This window comes from Vreelandella hamiltonii (genome assembly GCF_014651775.1).
Taxonomy (GTDB): Bacteria; Pseudomonadota; Gammaproteobacteria; order Pseudomonadales; family Halomonadaceae; genus Vreelandella; species Vreelandella hamiltonii.
The window spans coordinates 223,891-246,939 of the sequence record NZ_BMXN01000001.1; the positions used below are offsets into that span (position 1 = coordinate 223,891).

A 23,049-nucleotide genomic window follows, 5' to 3' on the forward strand; every position below is an offset into this window, starting at 1 on the left:
GTGTGTGAGCGTATGCAATCAAAGCATATTAGATAAATATCGGGCGTTGGCCTGTAATCTTTAGCCGAGCCTGAGCAATTTCAGCAGCCAGCGGCGATAAGGAGGTCGCAGCCAGCGGCTGTTGGCACGTTTGGCTTGATAAAACATTCCCCGCATATGGCTGAAACGCTCGAAGCCGTGGCGGCCATGATAAGCCCCCATGCCGCTTTCACCGACCCCCCCGAAGGGAAGCGAAGGCACGGCGTGGTGCAGCAATGTTTCGTTGAACACCAACGCGCCCGAGCGAGTGCCCTCACGTAGTAGCTGCTGCAATCCTTGGTCATGGGTAAAAGCATAGAGCACCAGCGGCGCTGGGCGAGCGTTGATGAAGCGCAGCGCGTCCTTATGGTGCTGTACGCTGATGATCGGCAAGGCACGGCCAAAGATCTCCTCTTGCATCAGAGGAAGCCCCTGATGGGGGTCGATCACCAGCGCGGGAGCATGCGAGCCGTGATCGATCACGCGGCAGCCTTGATCACGCGCCTGCTCGATCAGGCGCTCACTGCGTGTGGCGAAGTGTTCACTGACATGGCCGGTGGCTTCCTTGGCGGTGGGGCGCTGCTGGCGTATGGCCCGCTCCAGTGCCTTGATCAGCGCTTCCAGGCGGCTGGCCTCTACAAGAACATAATCGGGAGCCAGGCAGGTTTGACCGTTGTTGAATCCTTTGCCGAACACGATGGCCTCGGCAGCGCTCTCCATATCCGCGTCGCAGGCGACCAGCGCAGGCGACTTGCCGCCCAGCTCCAGCGTCACTGGGGTCAAGTTGGTCGCAGCGGCGGCTGCGATCAGGCGGCCCACGCGGTTCGAGCCGGTAAAGACCAGGTGGTCGAACGGCAGTGCGCTGAAGGCGGCGGCCACGTCCTCGCCTCCCTCGATCACAACGAACTCGTCATCGGTAAAGTATTGCGGCACCAGCTTGGCCAGCAGCGCGCTGGTATGCGGCGCCTGCTCGCTGGGTTTGAGGAGCACGGTATTACCCGCAGCCAGCGCATCCACGGTGGGCATCAGCGCCAGGCACCAGGGGTAGTTCCAGGCGGACATGACACCCACCACGCCCAGCGGCTGGGGCGAGATGCGTGCACGGGCTGGCCACAGCCGCCAAGGCATGGTGGCGGCTTGCGGGCGCATCCAGTGCCACAAGTGCAGGCGGGCGTGGCGAATGGCATGCAGCACCGAGCTGATCTCGGCCAGGCGAATTTCCACTTCACTGCGCTGACCAAAATCCGCTTGAATCGCCTGGATGATCGCCCGTTGATGGCGCCGTGTCATGAGTGCCAAGCGTGCCAGACGCTCACGCCGAATGGCGAGGGTCGGGTAGGGCGCAGTGGCGGCGGTTTCCCGCTGCGCGGTCAGTAGGGTCTTGAGATCACGCTTCATGGCCACTCCTTGGAATCGTTCGACATTGACCATACTGGCAGGTTATAGAGGGGGAAACCCTCGACGCCAGACATTGACAATTGTTCACATCGTTAATGGTAAAGTAAGCCATCCACGGCGTCTGCCCGTGCCCTGGGAGTTGTCATGCCTTCTCTGTCGTTGACCATTCTACCTGCCATCGAGGCCGTTTCGGCAAGCCAGTGGGATGCATTGGCTGCGCCGGGTCAGCCGTTCATGCGTCATGCGTTTCTCCAGGCGCTGGAGCAAAGCGGCTCGGTCAGTGCTGCCACGGGGTGGCAGCCCAGTCATCTGTGCGTCTGGCAAGGGCAGCAGCTCGTCGGGGCGCTGCCGCTGTATCGCAAATACCACTCCTACGGTGAGTACGTGTTCGACTGGGGCTGGGCCGACGCGCTGGAACGGGCAGGAGGGCAGTATTACCCCAAGGCGCTGAGTGCGGTGCCGTTCACCCCCGTACCTGGGCCACGCACTCTGATCGCCGTGGAGGCACCTGCTGCTGAGGTATACGCCTGTCTGGCCCAGGGCATCGAGCAGCTGTGTGAAGCCCGGGAGCTCTCCAGTTGGCATCTGCTGTTTGCCCATGAGCAGGAGGTGGGCGCCTGGCAACGCCAGTGGCCGCAGCTCATCACTCGTGAAGGCGTACAGTTTCAGTGGCATGACCAGGGGTTTGGGGATTTCGAAGGCTTTCTGGCCTCGCTGGCATCCAAGCGCCGCAAGATGATCAAACGTGAGCGCCGATTGGTGGCCGAACAGGGGATTACCCTGACGCGTTTGGTGGGCAGTGAGATCAGTGACGCAGACATGGCGCACTTCTACCGCTGCTACACCATTACCTACCATGAGCGTGGTCGCCCACCGTATTTGAATCACGCCTTTTTCGAGCGCCTGCGTCATACCATGACCGAGTCGCTGGTGCTGATCCAGGCCCGGTTGGAAGACCGCCCGGTGGCAGCGGCGCTCTGTTTTCAGGATGCCACGACCCTCTATGGCCGTTACTGGGGAAGCGAAGTGGTCGCAGACTGCCTGCACTTCGAAGCTTGCTACTATCAAGGCATTGAATACTGCCTGGAAGCCGGGTTGACGCTGTTCGACCCCGGCACGCAGGGAGAGCACAAACTGGTGCGTGGCTTTGCCCCGCAGCGCGTGCGTTCGCTGCACTACATCGTTCACCCCGGGTTGGCTGCCGGAGTAGGGCAGTTTTGCCAGCAGGAAGCCGAGCATGTTCAGGCGTATCGGCAGGCGGCCAGCCAGTCTTTACCCTATAAGTCGCCTCTGGCGTCGCAGGACCCTGCGGCTTGATGGCATAATGCGCGCCGCTCTGGCTTTTATACAGGAACACTCTCATGCACAGATGGCTCTTGGTGATACTGCTGGCAGTGCTTGGCCTGATGCAGTATCAACTGTGGCTGGGCAACGGCGGCTGGCGCGACCTTCAGCGGGTCGAAGAGCGTGTGGCTGAACAGGAGGCGGCCAATCAGCCCCTGCGCGAGCGTAACGCCCGACTGGCGGCCGAGGTCACGGATTTGAAAACCGGGCTGGCCGCCATCGAAGAGCGTGCACGCAGCGATATGGGCATGGTGCGTTCCGACGAGCAATTTTTCTGGGTGCCTGGTGTCGCCATCGAAAACGAGCTGCTGGGGATTCATGCGGGGTTGATCGCCCAGCCTGGGGTCATTCCACCGCGTGAGCGCGAAGGCGGTGAGCCATGAGTGAAACGCTCTGGCTGGTGGTGCCTGCCGCAGGGCAGGGCAAGCGCATGGGGGCTGATCGGCCCAAGCAGTATTTGTCGCTCGATGGGCAGCCGATCCTGGCCCATACCCTGGCCAGGCTAGCCCAGGCTTTTCCCGAGGCCCATCTGGTGCTTTGCCTCGATCGCGACGACGGCTGGTTCGACCCGCATAGCGTACCGTTCAAGCGCTGGCAGCGGGTCGATGGCGGCCAGGAGCGCATGCATAGTGTGCTCAACGCGCTGCGTGCCATTCCCGCTCGTGCGGATGACATCGTCATGGTGCATGACGTGGCGCGCCCCTGTATCACCCAGCAGGACTTGCTGGCGCTGCATGCGGCCATCCAGAGCCACTCGGCCGGTGCGCTGTTGGCCATGCCGGTGGCCGACACCATGAAGCGTGACCGAGGTGATCAGTGCAGCCTGCGCACCGAACCCCGCGACGGGCTGTGGCATGCGCTGACTCCGCAAGGCTTTCGTTATGCGCTGCTGGTGCGCGCCCTGGAGCAGGCTGTACAGCACGGTACGCTGGTCACCGACGAAGCCTCTGCCGTCGAAGCATTGGGAGAGGCCCCGCGGCTGGTCAACGGTCGTCGCGACAACCTGAAAGTGACCCACCCCGGCGATCTGGCGCTGGCGGGCGCCATCTTACACACTCAACAAGCCGCCGCGTCGATGGCGGATAACGGCAACAGGAGCGCCTAATGCGAATTGGCCATGGATTTGACGTGCATCGCTTTGGACCCGGCGACCATCTCATGATTGGAGGCGTCGCGCTGCCCTTCGAGCAGGGGTTCGTGGCGCACTCCGATGGTGATGTGCTGCTGCATGCCATCAGCGATGCGCTGCTGGGTGCCTGCGCGCTGGGCGATATCGGCCATCATTTCCCGGATACCGACCCCGCCTGGAAAGGCGCCGATAGCCGTGGCTTGCTGCGTCACGTCATGTCGCTGGTGCGCCATGCCGGCTACGAGGTGGGCAATCTAGATGCCACTTTGATGGCGCAGGCCCCTAAAATGGCGCCTCATATCCAGGCCATGCGAACCGTCATTGCCCAGGATCTGGAAATCGCCCTGGGCCAGGTGAACGTCAAGGCCACCACCACCGAACGGCTGGGCTTTACCGGCCGGGGTGAAGGTATCGCCGCCGAGGCAGTAGTGCTGCTGACCCCGCGAGCGTCAGCGGATGCTTGAACTTCCTGATTGGCAGCGCAGCCTGACGGCCGATTTCGGCCCGCCCGCCCCAGGCCACTACCGCACCGCGCCGGAAGATTTTCGGGTCGACGAGCAGCTCGACTTCATCCCCGAAGGGCAGGGCGAGCATCTCTGGCTGCGGGTGGAGAAGCGCAACCTGACCACGCTGGAGGTGGTCAGACAGCTCAGCCGACTATGCAGCGTGGGACAGCGCGACATCGGCTACTCAGGAATGAAAGACCGGGTCGCCGTCACGCGGCAGTGGCTCAGCGTACATCTGCCGGGGCGCCAAGCGCCTGAAGGGCTGGCAGGTACCCTGGCCGAGCTGGGCATTCAGGTGCTGGAGCAGGCGCGCCACCCGCGCAAGCTGAAGCGCGGCGTGCACCGCACCAACCATTTTCAACTGCGGCTCAGTGGCGACGCCGTGCAGCGGGAAGACTTTACCCCGCGCTGGGAAGCACTGTGCCGTCACGGCGTCCCCAACTATTTTGGCCATCAGCGCTTTGGCGCGGGTGCCCGCAACTTGCAGCGAGCCCAGGCGGTGCTGGCCAAGGGCTGGCGCAAACGCGATGACCGCCAGGGCATGATGCTCTCCACCGCCCGCAGCTTTCTGTTCAACGAATTGCTCAGCGTGCGCTTGCAGGAGGGCAGTTGGTGCTGCCCGTTGGCAGGCGACACGCTGATGCTGGAAGGCACCCAGAGCGTGTTTGCCGTCGATTCAGTGGATAAGGCGCTGATCGAGCGGGCCGCCGCGATGGACCTTCACCCCACCGGGGTGTTGTGGGGCGTTGGTGAATTGGCGCAGGGGGCGGCGGCGAAGTATGAAACTCTGCTTCGACAGCGGCATCCAGCGCTGTGTGAAGGGCTTGAAAAAAGTGGCGTCAAGCGAGCCCAGCGGGCCCTGCGCGCCTGCCTGATATCACCCAGCATCACCCATGAAGACAACGCTGTGCTACTCTCGTTTGCCCTGCCGCGAGGCAGCTTTGCCACGGCGGTGATCGGCGAGTTGATCGACCACCCCGACACCGCCTGATGCACGTGTAAGGAGACCGACATGCGGCGACTGCTGCTTTCCAATGACGATGGCGTTCACGCCCCCGGCCTGAAGGCGCTGCATGATGCGCTCACGGCCCATGCGCACCTGCGCGTGGTTGCCCCTGACCGCGATCGTAGCGGGGCCAGCAATTCGCTGACACTGTCTCGGCCGCTGTCGCTGACCGCACTGGACAGCGGTTTCTATAGCGTCGATGGCACCCCGGCCGACTGCGTCTATCTGGGCGTGAACGGGCTGTGGGACGAACGGCCAGACCTGGTCATCTCCGGCATCAATCATGGCAGCAACCTGGGCGATGACGTGCTCTACTCCGGGACGGTAGCCGCCGCCATGGAGGGCCGTAACCTGGGCATGACGGCCATCGCCATGTCGCTGTGCGGCACCCAGCACTTCGCTACGGCCGCGCACGTGGCGGCCAGTCTGGTGGGGGCCGCCGACCGCCTTTCGTTGCCGCCGCGTACGCTGCTCAACGTCAATGTACCTGATCTGCCCTGGGAAGCCATCAAAGGCTTCAAGGTGACCCGCTTGGGGTATCGGGGTCCTGCCGAGAAGCCCGTTCCGGTACAAGACCCCCGTGGTCGCACGCGCTACTGGATTGCCCCCGTGGCGGCCAACGCCGATGATGGCGAGGATACCGATTTTGCGGCGGTCGAGGCGGGCTATGTCTCGATCACCCCGTTGCAAACTGACCTGACGCGCCATCCGGCGCGCCGCGATGTACAGGACTGGTTGGATGCCTTTGCCTGATCTATCCCCCGGCGAGTTGAGAGGTCGTGGCATGACTTCTCAGCGCACCCGAGATCGCATGATCGAACGCCTGCAGCAGCAGGGTGTGCATGATGCGCGGGTGCTGGAGGTGATGGCCCGTGAGCCACGTCATTTGTTCGTGGACGAAGCGCTGGCACACCGCGCCTATGAAGACACCGCACTGCCGATTGGTTTTGGGCAGACCCTGTCGCAACCCTTGACTGTGGCGCGCATGACCGAGCTGGTCTTGAAGGCATCGCCTCGGCGTGTTCTGGAAGTCGGGACGGGCTCCGGCTATCAAACGTTGATTCTGTCTCGCCTGGTCGACACCCTTTACTCCGTCGAGCGCATCCACGCGCTGCACGAGCGTGCCGCCGAACGACTATGGCGGCTGGATGCCCCGGCGACGCTGGCCGTGGCCGATGGGGGCGAAGGGTGGCCGGAAGCCGCCCCTTTCGATGTGATTTTGCTCACTGCCTGTGCGCAAACGCTGCCTCAGGTACTGCTCGAGCAGTTGACGCCAGAAGGCGTATTGATTGCGCCGCTGGAAGAGTCCGACGGCAGCCAGTGGCTGACTCAGGTCAAGCGCATTGGCTGTGCATTTGAAAAGCGCCGGCTCGAACCCGTGCGCTTTGTTCCCCTGTTGCAAGGAGTCGTGGATTGAAGCGTCGAACGATAGGACTGTTTTTCAAAGGCGCTGGCATGGGAGCCGCCGATGCCGTTCCCGGGGTGTCCGGTGGCACCATTGCGTTCATTACCGGTATTTATGAAGAACTGATCAACACCATCAAGCAATTTGGCCCCAGCGCCCTGGGGGCCTGGCGGCACGGCGGGCTGCGTGGGCTTTATGTCCATCTCAATCTGGCTTTCCTGATGCCTCTGCTGGCCGGTGTCGCCATCAGCCTGTTCAGTGTCGCGCACTTGGCGCTGTGGCTCATGGAGGCCCATCCACTGCTGCTGCAAGGCTTCTTTTTCGGGCTGGTGGCGGCCTCGGGGCTGGTCGTCGGGCAGGCGGGCGAGCGCTGGAAAATAGCCTATCTGCTGCCGCTCACCCTGGGGTTGCTGCTGGCTCAACTGCTGCCGGGCATGATGCCCCTGGTGTTGATGATCGGTAATGAAGCGATGGTCGTGGTGGTCGCAGGCGCCATCGCCATCAGCGCCATGCTGCTGCCGGGCGTGTCGGGGAGTTTTCTATTGCTCACCATGGGCCTCTACGGCACCATCATGGGCGCGATTCGCAGCTTCGATCTGGGTATCATCATCCTGTTCGGCATGGGTTGCCTGCTGGGACTCGCCCTGTCCTCACGGCTACTGTCATGGCTATTGAAACGCTATCATGGGGCAACCTTGCAGCTGTTGCTGGGGTTCATCGTCGGTTCGTTGCCGGTTCTCTGGCCCTGGCGCGAGCTGTTACGCTACCAGCTGGGCTCGGATGGACAAATGATACCGCTGGCCTATCGCTATCTGTTACCCAGCGACTACGCCGTGCTGACCGGCGAGTCCGCGCAGGTCGCTGGTGTCGTATCGTTGATGGTCTTTGGAGCACTGCTGGTCGTATTATTGAATCGTCGCGCAGTGACGCATTCCTCACGCTCAACAACCCCGAGCCATTGAGCGGGAATCGAATCATCGAGTGTGAGCGCACGGCATTGAAAAGGAGTAGGGATTGCATGCGTAAGGTTTTTATCGTGTCGGTGTTGGCGCTGGCGATCAGCGGCTGTGCCAACCAACAGCAGGGTGCGCCACAGGTACGCGATTTGAGTGAAGCCCGTCGCGTGGTTGAAAATACCCCTCAGTACACCGTCAAGGCAGGCGATACTCTGTACGGTATTGCTTGGCAGCACAACCTGGATTACCGCCAGTTGGCGGCCTTGAACAACATCAGCCCGCCTTATCAGATTCAGCCGGGGCAGACCATCGCCCTGCGCGAAGGCGCGGGTGCCAGCACGGCACCCAGCCAGGCGCCTGCCGCGGCTTCCCGTGGCGTAGTGGCCACCGGGCTGCAGCCCCAGGCCACGGCCGTTGCCAGTAACGAGCAGGAGCTGGACTGGCTGCTGCCCGATGAGAGCGCCATCGAGCGTAACCAGCGCTTGACGGCCGAACCCCGCGCCGTGGAAGCCGCGCAGCAGGTGGCTGCCAATACGCCCCCGCCTGCCTCGCCAGAGCCGCCTGAGTCGGTCGCTGCTGAGCCGCCCTCGGCACCTGCCGTCGAGCCCGAGCCCGAACCGACTCCAGAGCCTGCGCCCGCAGCGACGCCAGAGCCAACGCCTGCGGCACAACCCGCCCAGGCCGCTCGCCAGGATCGTTCGTCGCGCACCTTCACGCCTGTCGATAACGTCGACTGGCGCTGGCCCACCGATGGTCGAGTGACCGGCGAGTTTGGCCAAGGCGGCAGTATCACCGCCGGGATTGATATCGCGGGGCAAAAGGGGCAACCTGTGCGTGCAGCAGGACCTGGCATCGTGGTGTACGCGGGCAGCGGTGTGCGCGGCTACGGTAACCTGATATTGTTGAAGCACAACGATCAATATCTCAGCGCCTATGCACACAACGACAGTTTGAGTGTCAAAGAGAATGATGTCGTCGAGGCGGGTGAGGTCATTGCCACCATGGGCGATAGCGACGCCGATAGCGTCAAGCTGCATTTTGAGGTGCGCCGCGATGGCCAGCCACAGAATCCGCTCGACTATTTGCCAGCTCGCTAGGCATCATGCTCTGAAGGTAACGTATTAGCTCGATCAAGGTAACCCGGACAGCTAACTAAGGCGTCATATAACAATAAGGTGCACGCGCACAGGAAGTGCGACCACCCTGACTTTTTCGAATGGCGGATAGGCGAGACAACGGGGGTATGACCATGAGTATGCTGGAGAAGGACCTACAGGAGATCGACCTCGACGAGGTTGAGGAGGCGCTGGACGAGGCTGATGACGATGCCACGGCTGAGGAGGAAGAGTTCGAGAAAGCGCTTGGTCGAGACGATCGCCAATCCACTCAGAGTCTGGATGCTACCCAGATCTATCTCAATGAAATCGGCTTTTCGCCGCTATTGACGCCGGAAGAAGAGGTCTATTACGGACGTCTGGCGCGCAAGGGTGATGCCTTGGGGCGCTCGCGGATGATCGAGTCCAACCTGCGGTTGGTGGTCAAGATTGCCCGACGCTATTTGAATCGAGGTTTGACGCTGCTGGATTTGATCGAAGAGGGCAACCTCGGGCTGATCCGCGCGGTGGAAAAGTTCGACCCCGAGCGGGGTTTTCGCTTTTCCACTTATGCCACCTGGTGGATTCGGCAAACCATCGAACGCGCTTTGATGAACCAGACGCGCACCATTCGTCTGCCGATTCATGTGGTCAAGGAGCTGAACATCTATCTGCGTGCCGCCCGTGAGTTGACCCAGAAGCTCGACCACGAAGCCACCGCAGAAGAGATTGCCGAGCATCTCGACAAGCCGGTCGAGACCGTCAAGAAGATGCTGGGGCTCAACGAACGTGTTTCCTCGGTGGACTACCCAATGGGCGGCGAGAGCGACAAGCCACTCATCGATACCCTCACCGACGATGATGTGCTGGGTCCGGAAGCATGTCTGGTGGATGGAGACGTGCGCGAGCATGTCGACCACTGGCTGGACGAGCTCAGCGAGAAACAGCGCGAGGTGGTGGTGCGTCGCTTTGGCCTGCGTGGGCATGAAGCCGCCACGCTGGAGGAAGTGGGTGCCGAAATCGGTCTGACCCGCGAGCGTGTTCGTCAGATCCAGGTAGAAGCGTTAAAGAAGTTGCGACGCTCGCTGGAAAAACAGGGGCTTTCTCTGGATTCGATTTTCGAGGCGTAGCCTCGTCGAAGCCACTTGGCCCGGCCAGCACGTTCGACATGCTAGTCTACAGCGCACCGAGCATTTCACTCGGTGCGCTGTTTTTGATAGCCAGCCTGTCTGGCAATCGGGTAACGCCCGCTAAACCCATATCCGTTCGCTAGCCGTGCGGATTATCAGCACCGCGCTGTCGTACGAGCGCTCTGATAAGTGAGATAGCCATGCGCCCGTTAGTGGCCCATATTGACCTGGACGCGCTGCGTCACAATTACCAGCTGGCCTGCCGCTGCGCGCCTCAGAGCCGCTCGGTCGCCGTCATCAAGGCCGATGCCTATGGCCACGGTGCGCTGGCCTGTGCCAACGCCCTGGAAGCCGAGGTGCCTGCGTTTGCGGTGGCCTGTATCGAAGAAGCACTGAGCCTGCGTGAAGGCGGCATCAAGGCCCCCATCATCCTGTTGGAAGGTATCTTTACCGCTGACGAGCTGGCGCTGGTCGACCATCATGGCCTGTGGATCAGCGTGCACAGCCATTGGCAGGTAGAGGCGCTTTTGGCCTATGCCCCGCAGCGGCCGATTCCCGTCTGGTTGAAGGTCGATTCCGGCATGCACCGGCTGGGATTCTCTCCTCAGGAGGCGCCTGCGGTATGGCAGCGTCTGCACAGTGCCCCACAGGTTACGGCGCTGCATCTGATGAGCCACTTCGCCAACGCCGATGCCCAGGATGCCAGCTACTTCGAACACCAGATGGGCGTCTTGCAGGCCCTGTCGGCAACGCTGAAAGCACCGCTTTGCCTGGCCAATTCACCTGCCACCCTGGCTCGGCCAGCCGCCCATGGCGACTGGAATCGGCCGGGTATCATGCTGTATGGCAGTGACCCCCTGGAAGTGGCCAGCGAGCTGACCCGCCAGCTGCGCCCGGTGATGACGCTGCGCTCGGAAATCATCGCCCTGCGTGAGCTGGCCGTCGGCGAACCAGTGGGCTACAGCGGACGCTGGAAGGCCCCACGCCCCTCGAAAATTGCCGTCGTCGCCGCAGGGTATGGGGATGGCTATGATCGCCATGCCGTGGATGGCACGCCGGTACTGGTCAACGGCCAGCGCTGCCCCATCGCCGGTAAAGTCTCCATGGACATGCTCACGGTGGATGTCACCGAGGTGCCCGACGCCGCCATCGGTAGCGAAGTCGTGCTGTGGGGGCGCGCTACCCAGGGCAGCGTGCTGTCGGTGGACGAAGTGGCCCGCCACTGCGATACCATCAGCTATACCTTGCTGACCGGCGTGCTGCCCAGAGCGCCTCGGCAGTACCATGGTGCCAACGTCTAAACGGTTATTCGTATGTCGAAATCTTATCCGCGCTCCTTTGCGCACCCCCGCTACTGGCCTACCTGGCTGGCCATTGGTGCCATGTACGTGGCGGCCTGGTTACCCTGGCGGGTCAAGCTTTGGGTAGGCAAGATGATAGGCCTGCTGGCGTGGCGGCTTGCCAAGCGTCGGCGGCACATCACGGCCACCAATCTGGCGCTCTGCTTTCCCGAGAAAAGCGCCGAGCAGCAGCGCCAGCTGGTCAAGGAAACCTTCATTGCCAACGGTATCGGGCTGGTGGAAACCGCCACCGGCTGGTGTCGCGATGCCGAAGGCCTGCGTCATCGCGTGGCCTATCATGGCCAGGAGCACCTGGCCCATGCCAAAGCTCAGGGCAAGGGCGTGCTGGTGGTCGGTATTCACTTCTCGACGCTGGATCTGGGTGGCGCGCTGCACTCGCTGTTTTTCCCGGCGGACGTGGTCTATCGCCCCCATAACAACCCGCTGTTCGAACGCTTCATGACCCGGGCACGCTCGCGCATTTTCGGCCAGGCCATCGACCGTCACGACCTGCGTGGCGTGGTGCGGCGGATCAAGGCGGGGCATATCGTATGGTACTCCCCGGACCAGGATTTCGGTCGCGATGTCAGCGTCTTCGCTCCGCTGTTTGGGCAGCAGGCGGCCACCATTCGCCTCACGGCCAAGATCGCCCGCATGACCGGAGCGCCGGTGGTACCGCTGATGTTTCACCGCAATCCGGACAACCGTACCTACACCATCGAATGTCTGCCCGCCTTCGAAGGCTTCCCCAGCGGCGACGAAGTGGCCGATGCCACCCGAGTGAACGAATTCATCGAACGGGCCATTCGCAAGCACCCCGAGCAGTACCTGTGGCTGCACCGGCGCTTCAAGACGCGCCCTGAAGGCGACGCCGGGTTTTACTAGCGCGGCCTGGGTTTGGCGCACTGAACGAGCATGAAAAAAGCCGCCCGAAAGGGCGGCTTTGCGTTGTGCTGAAGGAATCTTTTGCCCGCAACCTCAGTCGAGATTGCGCGAGTAGAAGATTTCCAGCATCTCTTTGCGCAGACGGCCTTCGATATCGCGGGCTTCTTCGAAGGTGATGTCGCGGCGCGACGTGCCGAACAGGTAGTTGTCCAGCTCGAAGTCCTTGAGCAGCATCTTGGTGTGGAACATGTTTTCCTGATACACGTTCACATCGATCATCTGGTAGGCCTGCTTGGTATCTTCTGCCAGATAGTCCTGAATCGAGGTGATGTCGTGATCGATGAACAGCTTCTTGCCATCGACGTCACGGGTGAAACCGCGCACGCGGTAGTCCATGGTGACGATGTCGGAGTCGAAGCTGTGGATCAGGTAGTTCAACGCTTTCAATGGGCTGATATGCCCACAGGTGGATACATCGATATCCAGACGGAAGGTGCTGATGCCGTTGTCGGGGTGCGACTCGGGGTAGCTGTGTACCGTCACATGGCTTTTGTCCAGGTGGGCCACGACCGTTTCCGGCAGCGGGCCAGGTCCTGGCTCGGTTTGCCCTGGCGTCGGGTCATCCAGCTCGTGCTCGGCAATCAGAATGGTCACACTCGCGCCATGCGGCTCATAATCCTGACGCGAGATGTTCAGTACATGAGCGCCAATGATGTTGGTGACGTCTTTCAGGATCTGCGTCAAACGTTCGGCGTTGTAAAGCTCATCGATATAGTCGATATAAGCCGCACGCTGCTCTTCGGTTTTGGCGTAACAGATGTCGTAAATATTGAAGCTCAAAGAGCTGGTCAGGTTGTTGAACCCGTGGAGTCGGAGATTATCTGACACTTCCGAACCTCCCTATGGCAGATGAGGACACCCCGACGAGCCAGCGCCGGAACCGATAAACACTTGTCACCGTGCTAACGCAGCCGCCGTGAAGACGACCCCGCACTACGCAGTAAAGGGAAAAACAAGCGGGCGTATTATGCCCGCCCAGGGCGTGGCTTGCATCCAGCCACGCCATTTTTTTTGATGCTGCAGCGTCACCCGCGTGGCCAGCCGACCCATGACGGCTCAAGCTTCGCGGATCTCATAGGAGTGAGTGATGTCGACACCGCCTTTGACCAGCATGATCGAGGCGCTGCAATACTTCTCGGCGGACAGCTCCACGGCACGCTGGACCTGCTTCTCTTTCAGGCCGCGACCGGTGACCACGAAGTGGACGTGGATCTTGGTGAAGACGGCGGGGACTTCATCGGCGCGCTCGGCATCCAGCTCGGCCACGCAGTCGGTGACCTCTGCCCGTGCCTTGTCGAGAATGTTGAGAATATCAAAAGCGGTACAGCTGCCCATGCCCATCAGCAGCATTTCCATTGGGCGAGGCCCCGTATTACGGCCACCGTGGTCAGGCGGGCCATCGATCACAACGCTGTGCCCGCTGCCAGATTCCGCCACGAACTGGCGTCCATCGGTCCATGTTACCCGTGCTTTCACGTTGCTCTCCTCATGCTGGCGACGAAAGGTAGGTCGCGCAGCATAACATTTCCAGGCGCAGACGCACGGCTTCTCTCCATGTCGCCTGCACGTCCTCTATCGCAAACCCGTCAGGCAAGGTGTCGTTCCAGCGCCGCCAGACGCTCTGGCGTACCCACGTCTACCCAGTGGCCAGCGAAATGCTCGCCCGAGACACGCCCTTCGGCCATGGCCTGACGCAGCAGCGGCGCCAGGGCAAACGCCCCTGGCGGCTCGCTGGCCACCAGGGCGGGGCGCAGCAGGCTGATGCCCGCAAAGGTCAGGCGTGGCGCTCCAGCGCTCGCCACCCGGCCCTGATGTAGCGCGAAGTCGCCGTCAGGGTGTTGCACCGGGTTGTCCACCAGCACCAGATGCGCCAGATCCTCGGCGGCCAGCGCGGCAGCATCCGGCAGGTAGTCGCACCACACATCCCCGTTGATCAACAGAAAAGGAGATTCTCCCAACAGCGGCAGCGCCTGGCGAATACCGCCGCCGGTTTCCAGCGGAGATGGCTCGTGGCTCCACTGGATGGATACCTGATAGGCGCTGCCGTCGCCCAGGGCGGCCATGATCTGCTCGGCACGATAGCTGACATTGATGACCAACTCATGAATGCCCGCCTGCCGCAGGCGTTCGATGTGATGCACGATCAGCGGCTTGCCCGCGACGGGCAGCAGCGGCTTGGGGCAGTGGTCGGTAAGCGGGCGCATGCGCTTGCCAAGGCCTGCAGCCAGGATCATGGCCTTCATGTGCTCTGCTCCGCCAGGCGCTGCATGATGGCGGGGCGCAGCTCGCTGCTGACCCACTCGGCAAACCCCTGATGGGCAGGCAGGGCTGCCAGGCTGTCTTCCAGGTGAGCGAGGAAGTGGGGTAGGCGGGCCAGGTAGCCCTGCTTGGCGTCGCGTAGCGTCAATCGGCAGAAGATGCCCAGTACCTTGAGCGAACGCTGGGCCGCCATGGCATGGCACTGGGCCAGAAAGTCCGCTTCCGAGGTAGTGCGGGGCAGTCGCCCCTCCTGGCGAGCCTGCTGGTAGAATAGCGATACCAGCTCGGCAAACTGGCTGGCGCTGAAACGACAGTAACGCCCCCGCAGCAGCGAGATCAGGTCGTAGCTGAGCGGACCAGCCACGGCATCCTGAAAGTCGATCATCGTCAGTTGCTGATCCTGGCACATGAGGTTCATGGCATCGAAGTCCCGATGTACGCTGACCACGGGCTGTGCCAGCGCGCTATGGATCAACGCCTGACGCAGCGCGGGCCACGACTCGGGGGCGGCCAGCCCTAGCCAACGTTCCAGGCACCATTCGGGGAACAGGTCGAGTTCACGCCCCAGCAGAGCCTCATCGTAGGCGGGTAGCGCCGCAGGGTCGGCACGATTCTGCAACTGAGCGATCAGCGCCATGGCTTCCAGGTGGCGCTGACGGGTGTTGTCAGGGTCCGTGAAGGTGTCCTGAAGCGGGGTGTCGCCCAGATCCTCCAGCAGCAGGAAGCCTTCGTCGAGGTCGCTGGCATAGATGCAGGGGACCGCTAGCCCGGCGGCATGCCAGCGTTTGCCGATGGCCACGAAAGGCGCCGAGTCCTCTTGGGCGGGCGGCGCGTCCATGACGATGCGTGTGCTGCCATCGGGGAGCGTGAGGCGAAAATAGCGCCGAAAACTGGCGTCGCCGCCCGCCGGTGCCAATTGAATATGCGCGGGCGCGAGGCCATGATGCTGCGCTGCCCACTGGGTGAGGGCGTCGATCCTGGAAGAGGACATGCAAGCTCCTTGCTGGTCGGGCATGATGCGGGCTGTATAATACCGATTCTGGATGCCAAGGATAACGAACATGGGCAAGCGAATCTCGCGCACCACTCCGGTTGCGCAAACGCTGTTGGGCAGTGTGCTCGCCGGTGCCTCGCTGTCAGCGGTGGCTCAGGGCCAGCCGCTGTCGGCTGACGCGCTGGACTGGCAGCCCTGGGGGCAGGACGAAGCACGTCAACAGCTGTGTCGTGGGCGCTATGTGATGCCCGACTATCGTTTGTCCGCGCAAGAGAACCCGGAAACGCTCTCGGTGGAAACCGATGAAGCGGATTATGCCGCGGATGGCGAAGCGTTGCTGCGCGGCGATGTGGTCTTGCGTCGTGGCAATACCGAACTGCAGGCCGATCAGGTATTTCTCCCGGCGGACCGCCAACGCGTCGATGCCGAAGGTGATCTGGTCATCCGCGACGGGCAGGCCATGGTGCGTGGTGAACAGGCCACGCTGATGCTCAACGAAGATCGCGCCTCGCTGCGCAATAGTCATTACGTGCTCTATGACCAGCACCTGCGCGGTCAGGCCAGTCAACTGGAGCAAACCGGCGAAGAGCAGTATCGCCTGCGCGATGCCACCTTCACTACCTGTGATCCGGGTGCCAACAGCTGGCAGCTGGTGGGTAGCGATATCCAGTTGAATCAGGCCACCGGATTCGGCACGGCACGCCACGCGCGCCTGCAGGTCAAGGACGTACCGATTTTTTACTGGCCCTGGCTGCGTTTTCCCATCGATGACCGCCGCCACACGGGACTGCTGTCGCCCACGCTGAGCTTCTCCAGTGACGGCTTTGACTATGCTCAGCCGTTTTACTGGAACATTGCGCCTAACCATGACGCCACCATTACACCGCGCTGGATGTCGGACCGTGGGCTGCTGCTCAATGGCGAGTATCGCTACCTGTTCGAGCAAAGCCAGGGGATCGTGGAGGGTGGTTTCCTGGGCAGCGATGGTGGCAGCAGCACCGGAGACAATCGCTTCGAAGGCGAAGAGCGCTGGTACATCGATGCGCAGCACGCCGGTGCCTTGGCACCGCGCAGCGACTATCAATTGCGCTACGGAGCGGCCAGCGATGGGCGCTATTTCGACGACTTTGGGGGTGAGTTCGGCAGCGGTGATCGAGTCAGCATGGAGCGTCTGGCGCAGGTGGACTACCGCGGCGAGCGCTGGCAGCTGGATGCCAGGGCCCAAGGGTTTCAGCGCCTGGAAGACCCGCTCAGCGATACCGATCGCCCTTTCTACCGCCTGCCCAGCCTGACCGCCAACTCGGACTGGCAGCTGGGCAGCGGGTTTTATACCCAGTGGCGCTCCAATGCGACCTATTTCTGGCGTGACGTGGACGAACGGCGGGTCCCCGAGCGGGAAGCCGCCATTGGTACCCGCCTGCACCTGACCCCCAGCGTGGGCTGGCGCTATGAGCAGCCCTGGGGCTATATCGAACCGCGCAGCGAGCTGTGGCATACCGCCTACGAACTGGATTACGGCGACCGTATCACGGACCGCGATACGTCGCCCTCGCGTAGCGTCGCCATCACCTCCATCGACGGTGGGCTGGTCTTCGAGCGTGAGCTTGAGCTGGGCGGGCGTGACTATCGCCAGACTCTCGAGCCCCGTATCAACTACGCCTACGTGCCGCGTACCAACCAGACCCAGCTGCCGGACTTCGATAGCCGTGAACGGGCGTTCTCCTGGGATCAGCTCTGGTCCCCGCACCGCTTCTCGGGGGCTGACCGGGTCGGTGATCTGAATCGCGTCTCGTTGGGCGTGCAGTCCCGGCTGATCGAAGACAGCGCCGGGCGTGATCGCTTGACGCTGGGCGTTGGCCAGAGCCTCTACTTCGCCGAGCGGCGTATCGACAGTGACGGTGACCCGAGCACGCTGCCGCCGCGTCCGGAGGATGCTCCCAATGCCAATCCGCTGAGCCGCTATCAGGCCACGCGAGACCGCTCGCCGCTGGTGACCCGTCTGGACTGGCAGATCAACGACCGCTGGAGCACGGGCTATGAATGGCTCTACGACGACGAGCGTGAGCAGACCGAACGCTCCAGTGTCGATGTACGTTATCGCCATCCGGACGGCCATGTAGTGAACCTTGGCTACCGCTGGGAGATCGAAGGGTTCGATCCTTCCGTGGTGCCCGGCGACGACGGCTTCCGCGACTACAGTCGTGAAGAGTGGGACCTGTCGCTGGCCTGGAAAGCCAGCCCAAGGATTGATTTGATTGGCCGCTACCTGCACGATCAAACCAACGATCGTCCTCTGGAGCAGTTGGCAGGCTTGCAGTGGAACGACTGCTGCTACGGCGTACAGCTTGTCTGGCGGGAGTGGATAGACGACAACGATACCGCCAGAGTGGAAGACGACTTTAGTGACCGTGGGCTGTTCTTGCGCTTTGTCTTCCGTGGTCTTGGCGGTGTTGGTCAACAGGCCGACAGCTACTTTGAGCAGGCGATCCCTGGCTACCGCCCCACACCCCTTTAACGATCACCTTGAATGGCGACTGAAAGAGACTTTTTATGACGATCAGAAAGACCCTGCGGACCCGCAAGCTCTCCCAGCGGGCAAGACTGCTTTCGGCGGGCACCATGATGACCCTGTGTCTGGGTGCCGGTGCTGCCCTGGTACCGTTGAGCGTTCAGGCCCAGAGCTTCGAATCCGCGCAGCGTCAGCCGCTGGATAGCGTCGTGGCCGTTGTCAACGATGGTGTCATCATGCGCAGCGAGCTGAATGACCGCATCGCGCAAATCGAACAGCAGGCGGCCGCTCAAGGCGGGCAACTGCCGCCCCGCAGCCAGTTGGCCCAGCAGGTGCTGGAGCGCATGGTGATGGACGAAATTCAGCTGCAGATGGCCAGCCGCGCCAACCTGAGCGTGGACGACACCGAGCTTAACCGTCAGCTGCGTACCATTGCCGAGTCCAATGGCATGAGCCTGGACCAGTTTGCCGATGCCGTGGAAGCCGATGGCATGAGCCTGGCCAGCGTGCGTGAGGAAGTACGGCGCGAAATGCTGATGCGCCAGGTGCAGCAGCGTCAGATCAGCCAGCGGGTTTCCGTGTCGGACCGGGAAGTGGAACGTTTTCTCGAGCAGCAGCCCTCTCAGCAGGGCCAGTCGTTCATCGAAGAGACCCGCGCGCGCCACGTGCTGGTCGAGCTGACGCCCACCCGAGACGAAGCGCAAGCGCGTAGCCGTGCAGAGCAGGCTCGCCAGCGCCTGCAGCAGGGCGAAGACTTTGCCACCGTTGCCCGTGAACTCAGCGATGACCGGGGAAGCGGCATGAACGGCGGCGACCTGGGCTGGGTGCGCCCCGGCCAGACGGTGCCTGCCTTCGAAGAGGCCATGAACTCGCTCGGCCCCAACCAGCTGTCCGAGCCGGTGCGCTCGCAGTTTGGCTACCACGTGATCGAAGTGCTGGAGCGTCGCCGTCAGGACGTGACCGAAGAGAGCCGTCGCGAGCAGGTGCGCCAGGCCATCTTCCAGCGTCGTGCCAATGAAGAGCTGGAAGTATGGCAGCGTGAAATTCGCGAACAGGCCTTCGTGGACATTCGCCTGTAATGTCGCTGCCGCTGCTGATCACCACCGGGGAGCCCGCCGGTATCGGCCCCGAGCTGACGCTGATGCTGGCGGCCCAGGGGCGTCTGAACAACACCGTGGCGGTAGGTGACCCGACGCTGCTCGCCCAGCGGGCGGCGTTGCTCGCGCTCACGGTGGAGATCGTGGTCGCCGAGCCGGGCAGCCAGCAGGTCTCCTCGCCAGGGCGCCTGGTGGTGTGGCCGGTCGCCTTGCGCGCACCGGCCACGCCCGGCGTGCTGGACCCTGCCAATGCAGGCTATGTGCTGGACACCCTGCAGACGGCAGTGGATGCCTGCCTGGCCGGACACGCGGCGGCCATGGTGACTGCCCCGCTGCACAAGGGCGTGATCATCGAAGGTGGCTACCCGCACTTCACGGGCCACACCGAGTGGCTGCGGGACGCCTGCGGCGTGGATGAGGTGGTCATGCTGTTGGCCACGGACGCTGCGTTGCACGCCACGTCGCCACAGTGGCAGGGCGAAAGCGACCTGCGGGTTGCTCTGGTGACCACCCATCTGCCGCTGCGCGATGTGGCGGATGCCATCACCGGTGAGCGTATTGCGCGCATCAGCCGTCTACTGGTGGCGGACCTGCAGCGTCAATTCGGCATTGCCCAGCCTCGGGTGGCGGTGTGTGGGCTCAACCCCCATGCGGGTGAAGATGGCCACCTGGGCCGCGAAGAGCTGGAAATCATCACGCCCACCCTGCAGGCGCTGCGTGCCGAGGGCCTGAACGTGGAAGGCCCGTTTCCGGCCGATACCCTGTTTACCCCACGCCATCTGGCGGGGGTCGATGCGGTACTGGCGATGTATCACGACCAGGGCCTGGCAGTGCTAAAATACGCAGGCTTTGGTCAGGCTGCCAACATCACCCTGGGGCTGCCGCTGGTACGCACCTCGGTAGACCATGGCACGGCGCTGGACCTGGCAGGCCGCGGTATTGCCAACCCCTCCAGCCTGGGCGTGGCGGTGGCACTCGCCCAGCGGCTGGCCACCCAGCGTGCCTCCTCTCAGGCCGCCCCATGAATCAACCCTCCAAGGAACACTGTTAGATGTCTCAAGTGCCCCAGCAGCACCGTGCTCGTAAACGCTTCGGTCAAAACTTTCTCCGTGATCTCGGGATCATTTCACGGATTGTCCGTGCCATCGGGCCGCGTGAAGGCGATCGGCTGGTCGAAATCGGTCCCGGCCAGGGCGCGCTCACTGCTCCCTTGCTGGAAGCGACCGGCAAGCTGGAAGTCATCGAGCTGGATAGAGATCTGATTCCGGGGTTGCGGGTGCAGTTTTTCAACTACCCCGAATTCGTGATTCACGAAGGCGACGCACTGAAGTTCGATTTTGCCGCCCTCAAGGGCGACGGTCAGCCGCTGCGCGTGGTGGGGAATCTGCCTTACAACATTTCGACGCCGCTGATCGTGCACCTGCTGACCATGGGGTCAGCCATCGCCGATATGCACTTCATGCTGCAAAAAGAGGTGGTGGAGCGCCTGGCGGCCGAGCCCGGCAGTACCGATTGGGGGCGGCTCTCGGTGATGGCGCAGTATTACTGTCAGGTGGACCAGCTGTTCATCGTGCCACCGGAAGCCTTCGTGCCCCGTCCCAAGGTCGATTCCGCCATCGTGCGGCTGACGCCCCATGCATCGCTACCCCAGGTGGCCGATGATCCGGCCCTGCTTTTCGAGCTGGTCAAGCTGGCCTTTGGGCAGCGCCGCAAGACGCTGCGCAACAACCTGAAGGGGCGGGTCAGTGCAGAGGCCCTGGAAGCGTTGGGCATCGACCCTGCCCGGCGCCCGCAAACCCTGACCGTGGCGGAATACGTGACCATCGCCAATCATGTGGCCGCCAATGAGGACGTGGAACAGCGGAGTGGTGACGCGTGAGCGGGCTGGAGATCGAGGTCAGCGTCACGCCAGAGTTTCAGGACGCCGAGTCGAGTGCCAGCGAGGCCCGCTACGTATTCAGCTATACCGTGACGGTGCACAACCAAAGCCCCCATAGCGTGCAGCTGATGGCACGCTACTGGAAAATCACCCAGGGCAATGGCGAGAGCCAGGAAGTGCGCGGCAAGGGCGTGGTGGGTCAGCAGCCGCTGATTGGCCCGGGGCAACGGTTCCGCTATACCAGCCGAGCGATACTGCAAACCCCGGTAGGTGTCATGGAGGGTGCTTACACCTTGTTGAACACCTACACCCAGCGGGCGTTCGATGTGCCCGTCTCGCCTTTTCGGTTAGCGGTGCCCCGCCAGCTGCATTGACGCCTCACTCTCGGCTCAGGCCGCGGGTGGGGTCAGTTGGGCATGCAGATGGTCGCATAGCCTCAGTGCCAGCTGGACGATGGTCAGGGTCGGGTTGGCATGGCCGACGCTTGGGAAGACGCTGGAACCCGCAATATACAGATTGCGCTGGTCGAACAGTCGGCAGTCGCTGTTCACGATCCCTTGCTCGGCTCGATGGCTCATGCGCGTCCCGCCCATGTGGTGGCGACCGGCCAGCTCGCCTTCAACAGGGAACTGCACCGTAGGCGAGGCCAGCCAGTCGGCCAACTGCAAGCGGCCAATGTCCTGGTCGATCAGGTACTCGCCGAACAGCATCAGGCTGTCGCGGATGGTGTGGTAATCCAGCGCGGACTGCCGCCAGAACAGGCGGCTGCGCGGTATGCCAAATTCGTCGTGTTCTTCGCTCAACGCCACTCGGTTGTCGAAACGGGGCTCCTGCTCCCAGGCGGCTCGCAGAATGACGCCATGCATACGTTCACCGCGTGCATGCCGAGCGGCAATCTGTTGCCCCAGCGCCGGAGCCGTGAGCGATAGCGTGTCGATGAGCTGCTGCGTGCCTTCCGGGCTCATGCGGTGGAGCCGCAGCCCGCAGTTGAGGAGCCCACGCTGACGCAGGGCCGTGGGCGTAGGCGAAAGGAACACGTTGTATTCGGGGTCGATGCCCACCGCCTGGGGGTTGAACAGCAGCGCCTGACCCACCGATGCATGGGGATGCTCCATCCAGTAGCGACCCAGCGTCGTGGCATCGCGAATCAGCGCCCCTTGGGTCTGCTGGTTCAGCCACAGCAGCAGCCGAGCGTTGTCGATGCCGCCGCAGGCCAGCACGAAATAGCGCGCCCGCACCTGGCACTGCTGACCGGCAAAGCTGCGCAGCGTGATGCTCCGTACATGGCCTGCCTCCTGCTCGATGCCCGTCAGGTTGGCATCCAGGCAGTAGTCCAGCGTAGGGGCGGCGTTCAAGGCAGGTGCATACTTGTCTTTCAGGCGTACCGGGTTGCCCAGTGAAAAATGGATGCGCTCGAAGCCGGAGCCGACCAGCGGGCTGTCATTTGGAGGCGGTGTCAGGTCGAGCAGTGTGGCTGCCGGAGCGTAGTAGGGGGCCAGCGCGTCATGGGTGATGGGCCAGCCCGTCTCGGGGGCGGCAGGCTTGGCGACGAAATCGTGGCGGTCGAGGGGGCGGCAAACGCCACCCCAGTGATTGGTGGAGCCACCCAGGTAACGTAAACGGGCACCGTCGAGCGCTGGGTAGGCGTCGCCCACCACCTCGCCTCGGTAGATCTCCTGGGAGCGTTCGCTGTACGAGGCTCCGCCCCCTTCGCATAGCAGAATGCGGTGGCCACGCTGGGCCAGCGTCACGGCGATGCTGATGCCCGCAGCGCCTGCACCCACGATACACAGGTCATAGGGCGGGGCAGGGGGTGCGGTCTGGGCCGCAAGGGTTTCGAACGCCACATACATTAGCGATCATCCTCATGCAGCAGCCAGCCATTCACCTGCTTTACCGGCCGGGCCCGCAAAAGCGGTGAGTAGGCTAGCGCGACCAACGTGCCGCCCGTGATCAGGGTGAAGGTCTTGAGCGCATCGCGCCGGGTAAGACGCAGGCGCGGGTCGTCGGGCAAGGCAGAGGCAGGCATGGCGGGGCATC

At 62.7% G+C, this 23,049-nt stretch carries 24 protein-coding genes; 17 read left to right on the forward strand and 7 right to left on the reverse strand.

Annotated features, from left to right (window positions below):
- Positions 1 to 60 precede the first annotated feature (60 nt).
- Positions 61 to 1,416 (reverse strand): aldehyde dehydrogenase family protein, encoded by a 1,356-nt coding sequence (locus tag IE091_RS01035; RefSeq protein WP_189462589.1) that lies wholly within the window; start codon positions 1,414 to 1,416, stop codon positions 61 to 63.
- Positions 1,417 to 1,560: 144 nt separating this feature from the next.
- On the opposite strand from IE091_RS01035, the gene IE091_RS01040 reads away from it, so the two are divergent.
- The 12 genes from IE091_RS01040 (at position 1,561) to lpxL (ending at position 12,211) form a co-directional block, all read left to right on the forward strand.
- Positions 1,561 to 2,733 (forward strand): GNAT family N-acetyltransferase, encoded by a 1,173-nt coding sequence (locus tag IE091_RS01040; RefSeq protein WP_039175578.1) that lies wholly within the window; start codon positions 1,561 to 1,563, stop codon positions 2,731 to 2,733.
- 44 nt (positions 2,734 to 2,777) lie between these two features.
- A complete protein-coding gene (gene ftsB / locus IE091_RS01045) occupies positions 2,778 to 3,143 on the forward strand; it encodes a cell division protein FtsB (protein ID WP_016916293.1) in 366 nt (121 codons plus the stop codon).
- The gene (gene ispD, locus IE091_RS01050) at positions 3,140 to 3,865 is read left to right on the forward strand and encodes a 2-C-methyl-D-erythritol 4-phosphate cytidylyltransferase (protein ID WP_189462590.1); all 726 of its coding nucleotides are present in this window, start codon (positions 3,140 to 3,142) and stop codon (positions 3,863 to 3,865) included. Before ftsB ends, ispD begins: the two co-directional genes overlap by 4 nt.
- Complete coding sequence (ispF, locus tag IE091_RS01055) at positions 3,865 to 4,353, forward strand: 2-C-methyl-D-erythritol 2,4-cyclodiphosphate synthase (RefSeq protein WP_039175581.1); 489 nt, start codon at positions 3,865 to 3,867, stop codon at positions 4,351 to 4,353. Before ispD ends, ispF begins: the two co-directional genes overlap by 1 nt.
- Complete coding sequence (gene truD, locus IE091_RS01060) at positions 4,346 to 5,386, forward strand: tRNA pseudouridine(13) synthase TruD (protein ID WP_189462591.1); 1,041 nt, start codon at positions 4,346 to 4,348, stop codon at positions 5,384 to 5,386. Before ispF ends, truD begins: the two co-directional genes overlap by 8 nt.
- A 21-nt stretch (positions 5,387 to 5,407) precedes the next feature.
- Complete coding sequence (gene surE, locus IE091_RS01065; RefSeq protein WP_189462592.1) at positions 5,408 to 6,154, forward strand: 5'/3'-nucleotidase SurE; 747 nt, start codon at positions 5,408 to 5,410, stop codon at positions 6,152 to 6,154.
- Entirely contained in the window at positions 6,141 to 6,818 is a 678-nt protein-coding gene (locus IE091_RS01070) for a protein-L-isoaspartate(D-aspartate) O-methyltransferase (RefSeq protein ID WP_039175586.1), read from the forward strand. The genes surE and IE091_RS01070 overlap by 14 nt, the downstream gene beginning before the upstream one ends.
- A gap of 38 nt (positions 6,819 to 6,856) precedes the next feature.
- Positions 6,857 to 7,768, forward strand: coding sequence for a DUF368 domain-containing protein (locus IE091_RS01075; protein ID WP_422822508.1), 912 nt, complete (start codon positions 6,857 to 6,859; stop codon positions 7,766 to 7,768).
- Positions 7,769 to 7,824: 56 nt separating this feature from the next.
- Positions 7,825 to 8,859, forward strand: a complete 1,035-nt coding sequence (locus IE091_RS01080) for a peptidoglycan DD-metalloendopeptidase family protein (protein ID WP_189462594.1) — start codon at positions 7,825 to 7,827, stop codon at positions 8,857 to 8,859.
- A gap of 152 nt (positions 8,860 to 9,011) precedes the next feature.
- On the forward strand, positions 9,012 to 9,986 hold the full coding sequence (rpoS, locus tag IE091_RS01085) for an RNA polymerase sigma factor RpoS (protein WP_039176022.1): 975 nt from the start codon (positions 9,012 to 9,014) through the stop codon (positions 9,984 to 9,986).
- A gap of 200 nt (positions 9,987 to 10,186) precedes the next feature.
- Positions 10,187 to 11,287 (forward strand): alanine racemase, encoded by a 1,101-nt coding sequence (alr, locus tag IE091_RS01090; RefSeq protein ID WP_189462595.1) that lies wholly within the window; start codon positions 10,187 to 10,189, stop codon positions 11,285 to 11,287.
- A gap of 12 nt (positions 11,288 to 11,299) precedes the next feature.
- Positions 11,300 to 12,211 (forward strand): LpxL/LpxP family Kdo(2)-lipid IV(A) lauroyl/palmitoleoyl acyltransferase, encoded by a 912-nt coding sequence (gene lpxL, locus IE091_RS01095; protein WP_039175592.1) that lies wholly within the window; start codon positions 11,300 to 11,302, stop codon positions 12,209 to 12,211.
- Positions 12,212 to 12,304: 93 nt separating this feature from the next.
- On the opposite strand, the gene speD is transcribed toward lpxL, so the two are convergent.
- The 4 genes from speD to IE091_RS01115 form a co-directional block, all read right to left on the reverse strand.
- Positions 12,305 to 13,099, reverse strand: coding sequence for an adenosylmethionine decarboxylase (gene speD / locus IE091_RS01100; protein WP_016916304.1), 795 nt, complete (start codon positions 13,097 to 13,099; stop codon positions 12,305 to 12,307).
- A gap of 228 nt (positions 13,100 to 13,327) precedes the next feature.
- Positions 13,328 to 13,747: an OsmC family protein gene (locus IE091_RS01105; protein WP_039175595.1), complete on the reverse strand. Its 420-nt coding sequence runs from the start codon at positions 13,745 to 13,747 to the stop codon at positions 13,328 to 13,330.
- 110 nt (positions 13,748 to 13,857) lie between these two features.
- Positions 13,858 to 14,514, reverse strand: a complete 657-nt coding sequence (gene murU / locus IE091_RS01110) for an N-acetylmuramate alpha-1-phosphate uridylyltransferase MurU (RefSeq protein WP_189462596.1) — start codon at positions 14,512 to 14,514, stop codon at positions 13,858 to 13,860.
- The gene (locus tag IE091_RS01115; protein WP_189462597.1) at positions 14,511 to 15,521 is read right to left on the reverse strand and encodes an aminoglycoside phosphotransferase family protein; all 1,011 of its coding nucleotides are present in this window, start codon (positions 15,519 to 15,521) and stop codon (positions 14,511 to 14,513) included. The genes murU and IE091_RS01115 overlap by 4 nt, the downstream gene beginning before the upstream one ends.
- Positions 15,522 to 15,591: 70 nt before the next feature.
- On the opposite strand from IE091_RS01115, the gene IE091_RS01120 reads away from it, so the two are divergent.
- Genes IE091_RS01120 through apaG form a run of 5 tightly spaced genes read left to right on the forward strand, consistent with a single transcriptional unit; the run spans position 15,592 to position 21,383 of the window.
- A complete protein-coding gene (locus tag IE091_RS01120) occupies positions 15,592 to 18,039 on the forward strand; it encodes an LPS-assembly protein LptD (protein WP_096921366.1) in 2,448 nt (815 codons plus the stop codon).
- A 35-nt stretch (positions 18,040 to 18,074) separates the two neighbouring features.
- Complete coding sequence (locus tag IE091_RS01125; protein ID WP_096921365.1) at positions 18,075 to 19,112, forward strand: peptidylprolyl isomerase; 1,038 nt, start codon at positions 18,075 to 18,077, stop codon at positions 19,110 to 19,112.
- Positions 19,112 to 20,155, forward strand: coding sequence for a 4-hydroxythreonine-4-phosphate dehydrogenase PdxA (pdxA, locus tag IE091_RS01130; RefSeq protein WP_039175605.1), 1,044 nt, complete (start codon positions 19,112 to 19,114; stop codon positions 20,153 to 20,155). Before IE091_RS01125 ends, pdxA begins: the two co-directional genes overlap by 1 nt.
- Positions 20,156 to 20,181: 26 nt before the next feature.
- The gene (rsmA, locus tag IE091_RS01135; protein WP_039175608.1) at positions 20,182 to 21,009 is read left to right on the forward strand and encodes a 16S rRNA (adenine(1518)-N(6)/adenine(1519)-N(6))-dimethyltransferase RsmA; all 828 of its coding nucleotides are present in this window, start codon (positions 20,182 to 20,184) and stop codon (positions 21,007 to 21,009) included.
- Positions 21,006 to 21,383 (forward strand): Co2+/Mg2+ efflux protein ApaG, encoded by a 378-nt coding sequence (apaG, locus tag IE091_RS01140; protein ID WP_144979781.1) that lies wholly within the window; start codon positions 21,006 to 21,008, stop codon positions 21,381 to 21,383. Before rsmA ends, apaG begins: the two co-directional genes overlap by 4 nt.
- Positions 21,384 to 21,398: 15 nt before the next feature.
- Here the strand turns inward: apaG and IE091_RS01145 are convergent, their stop codons facing one another.
- Together IE091_RS01145 and IE091_RS01150 are read right to left on the reverse strand one after the other, a co-directional pair.
- The gene (locus tag IE091_RS01145) at positions 21,399 to 22,862 is read right to left on the reverse strand and encodes an FAD-dependent oxidoreductase (RefSeq protein WP_144979785.1); all 1,464 of its coding nucleotides are present in this window, start codon (positions 22,860 to 22,862) and stop codon (positions 21,399 to 21,401) included.
- Positions 22,862 to 23,038, reverse strand: a complete 177-nt coding sequence (locus IE091_RS01150) for a hypothetical protein (RefSeq protein ID WP_189462598.1) — start codon at positions 23,036 to 23,038, stop codon at positions 22,862 to 22,864. Before IE091_RS01150 ends, IE091_RS01145 begins: the two co-directional genes overlap by 1 nt.
- Between the last annotated feature and the right edge of the window lie 11 nt (positions 23,039 to 23,049).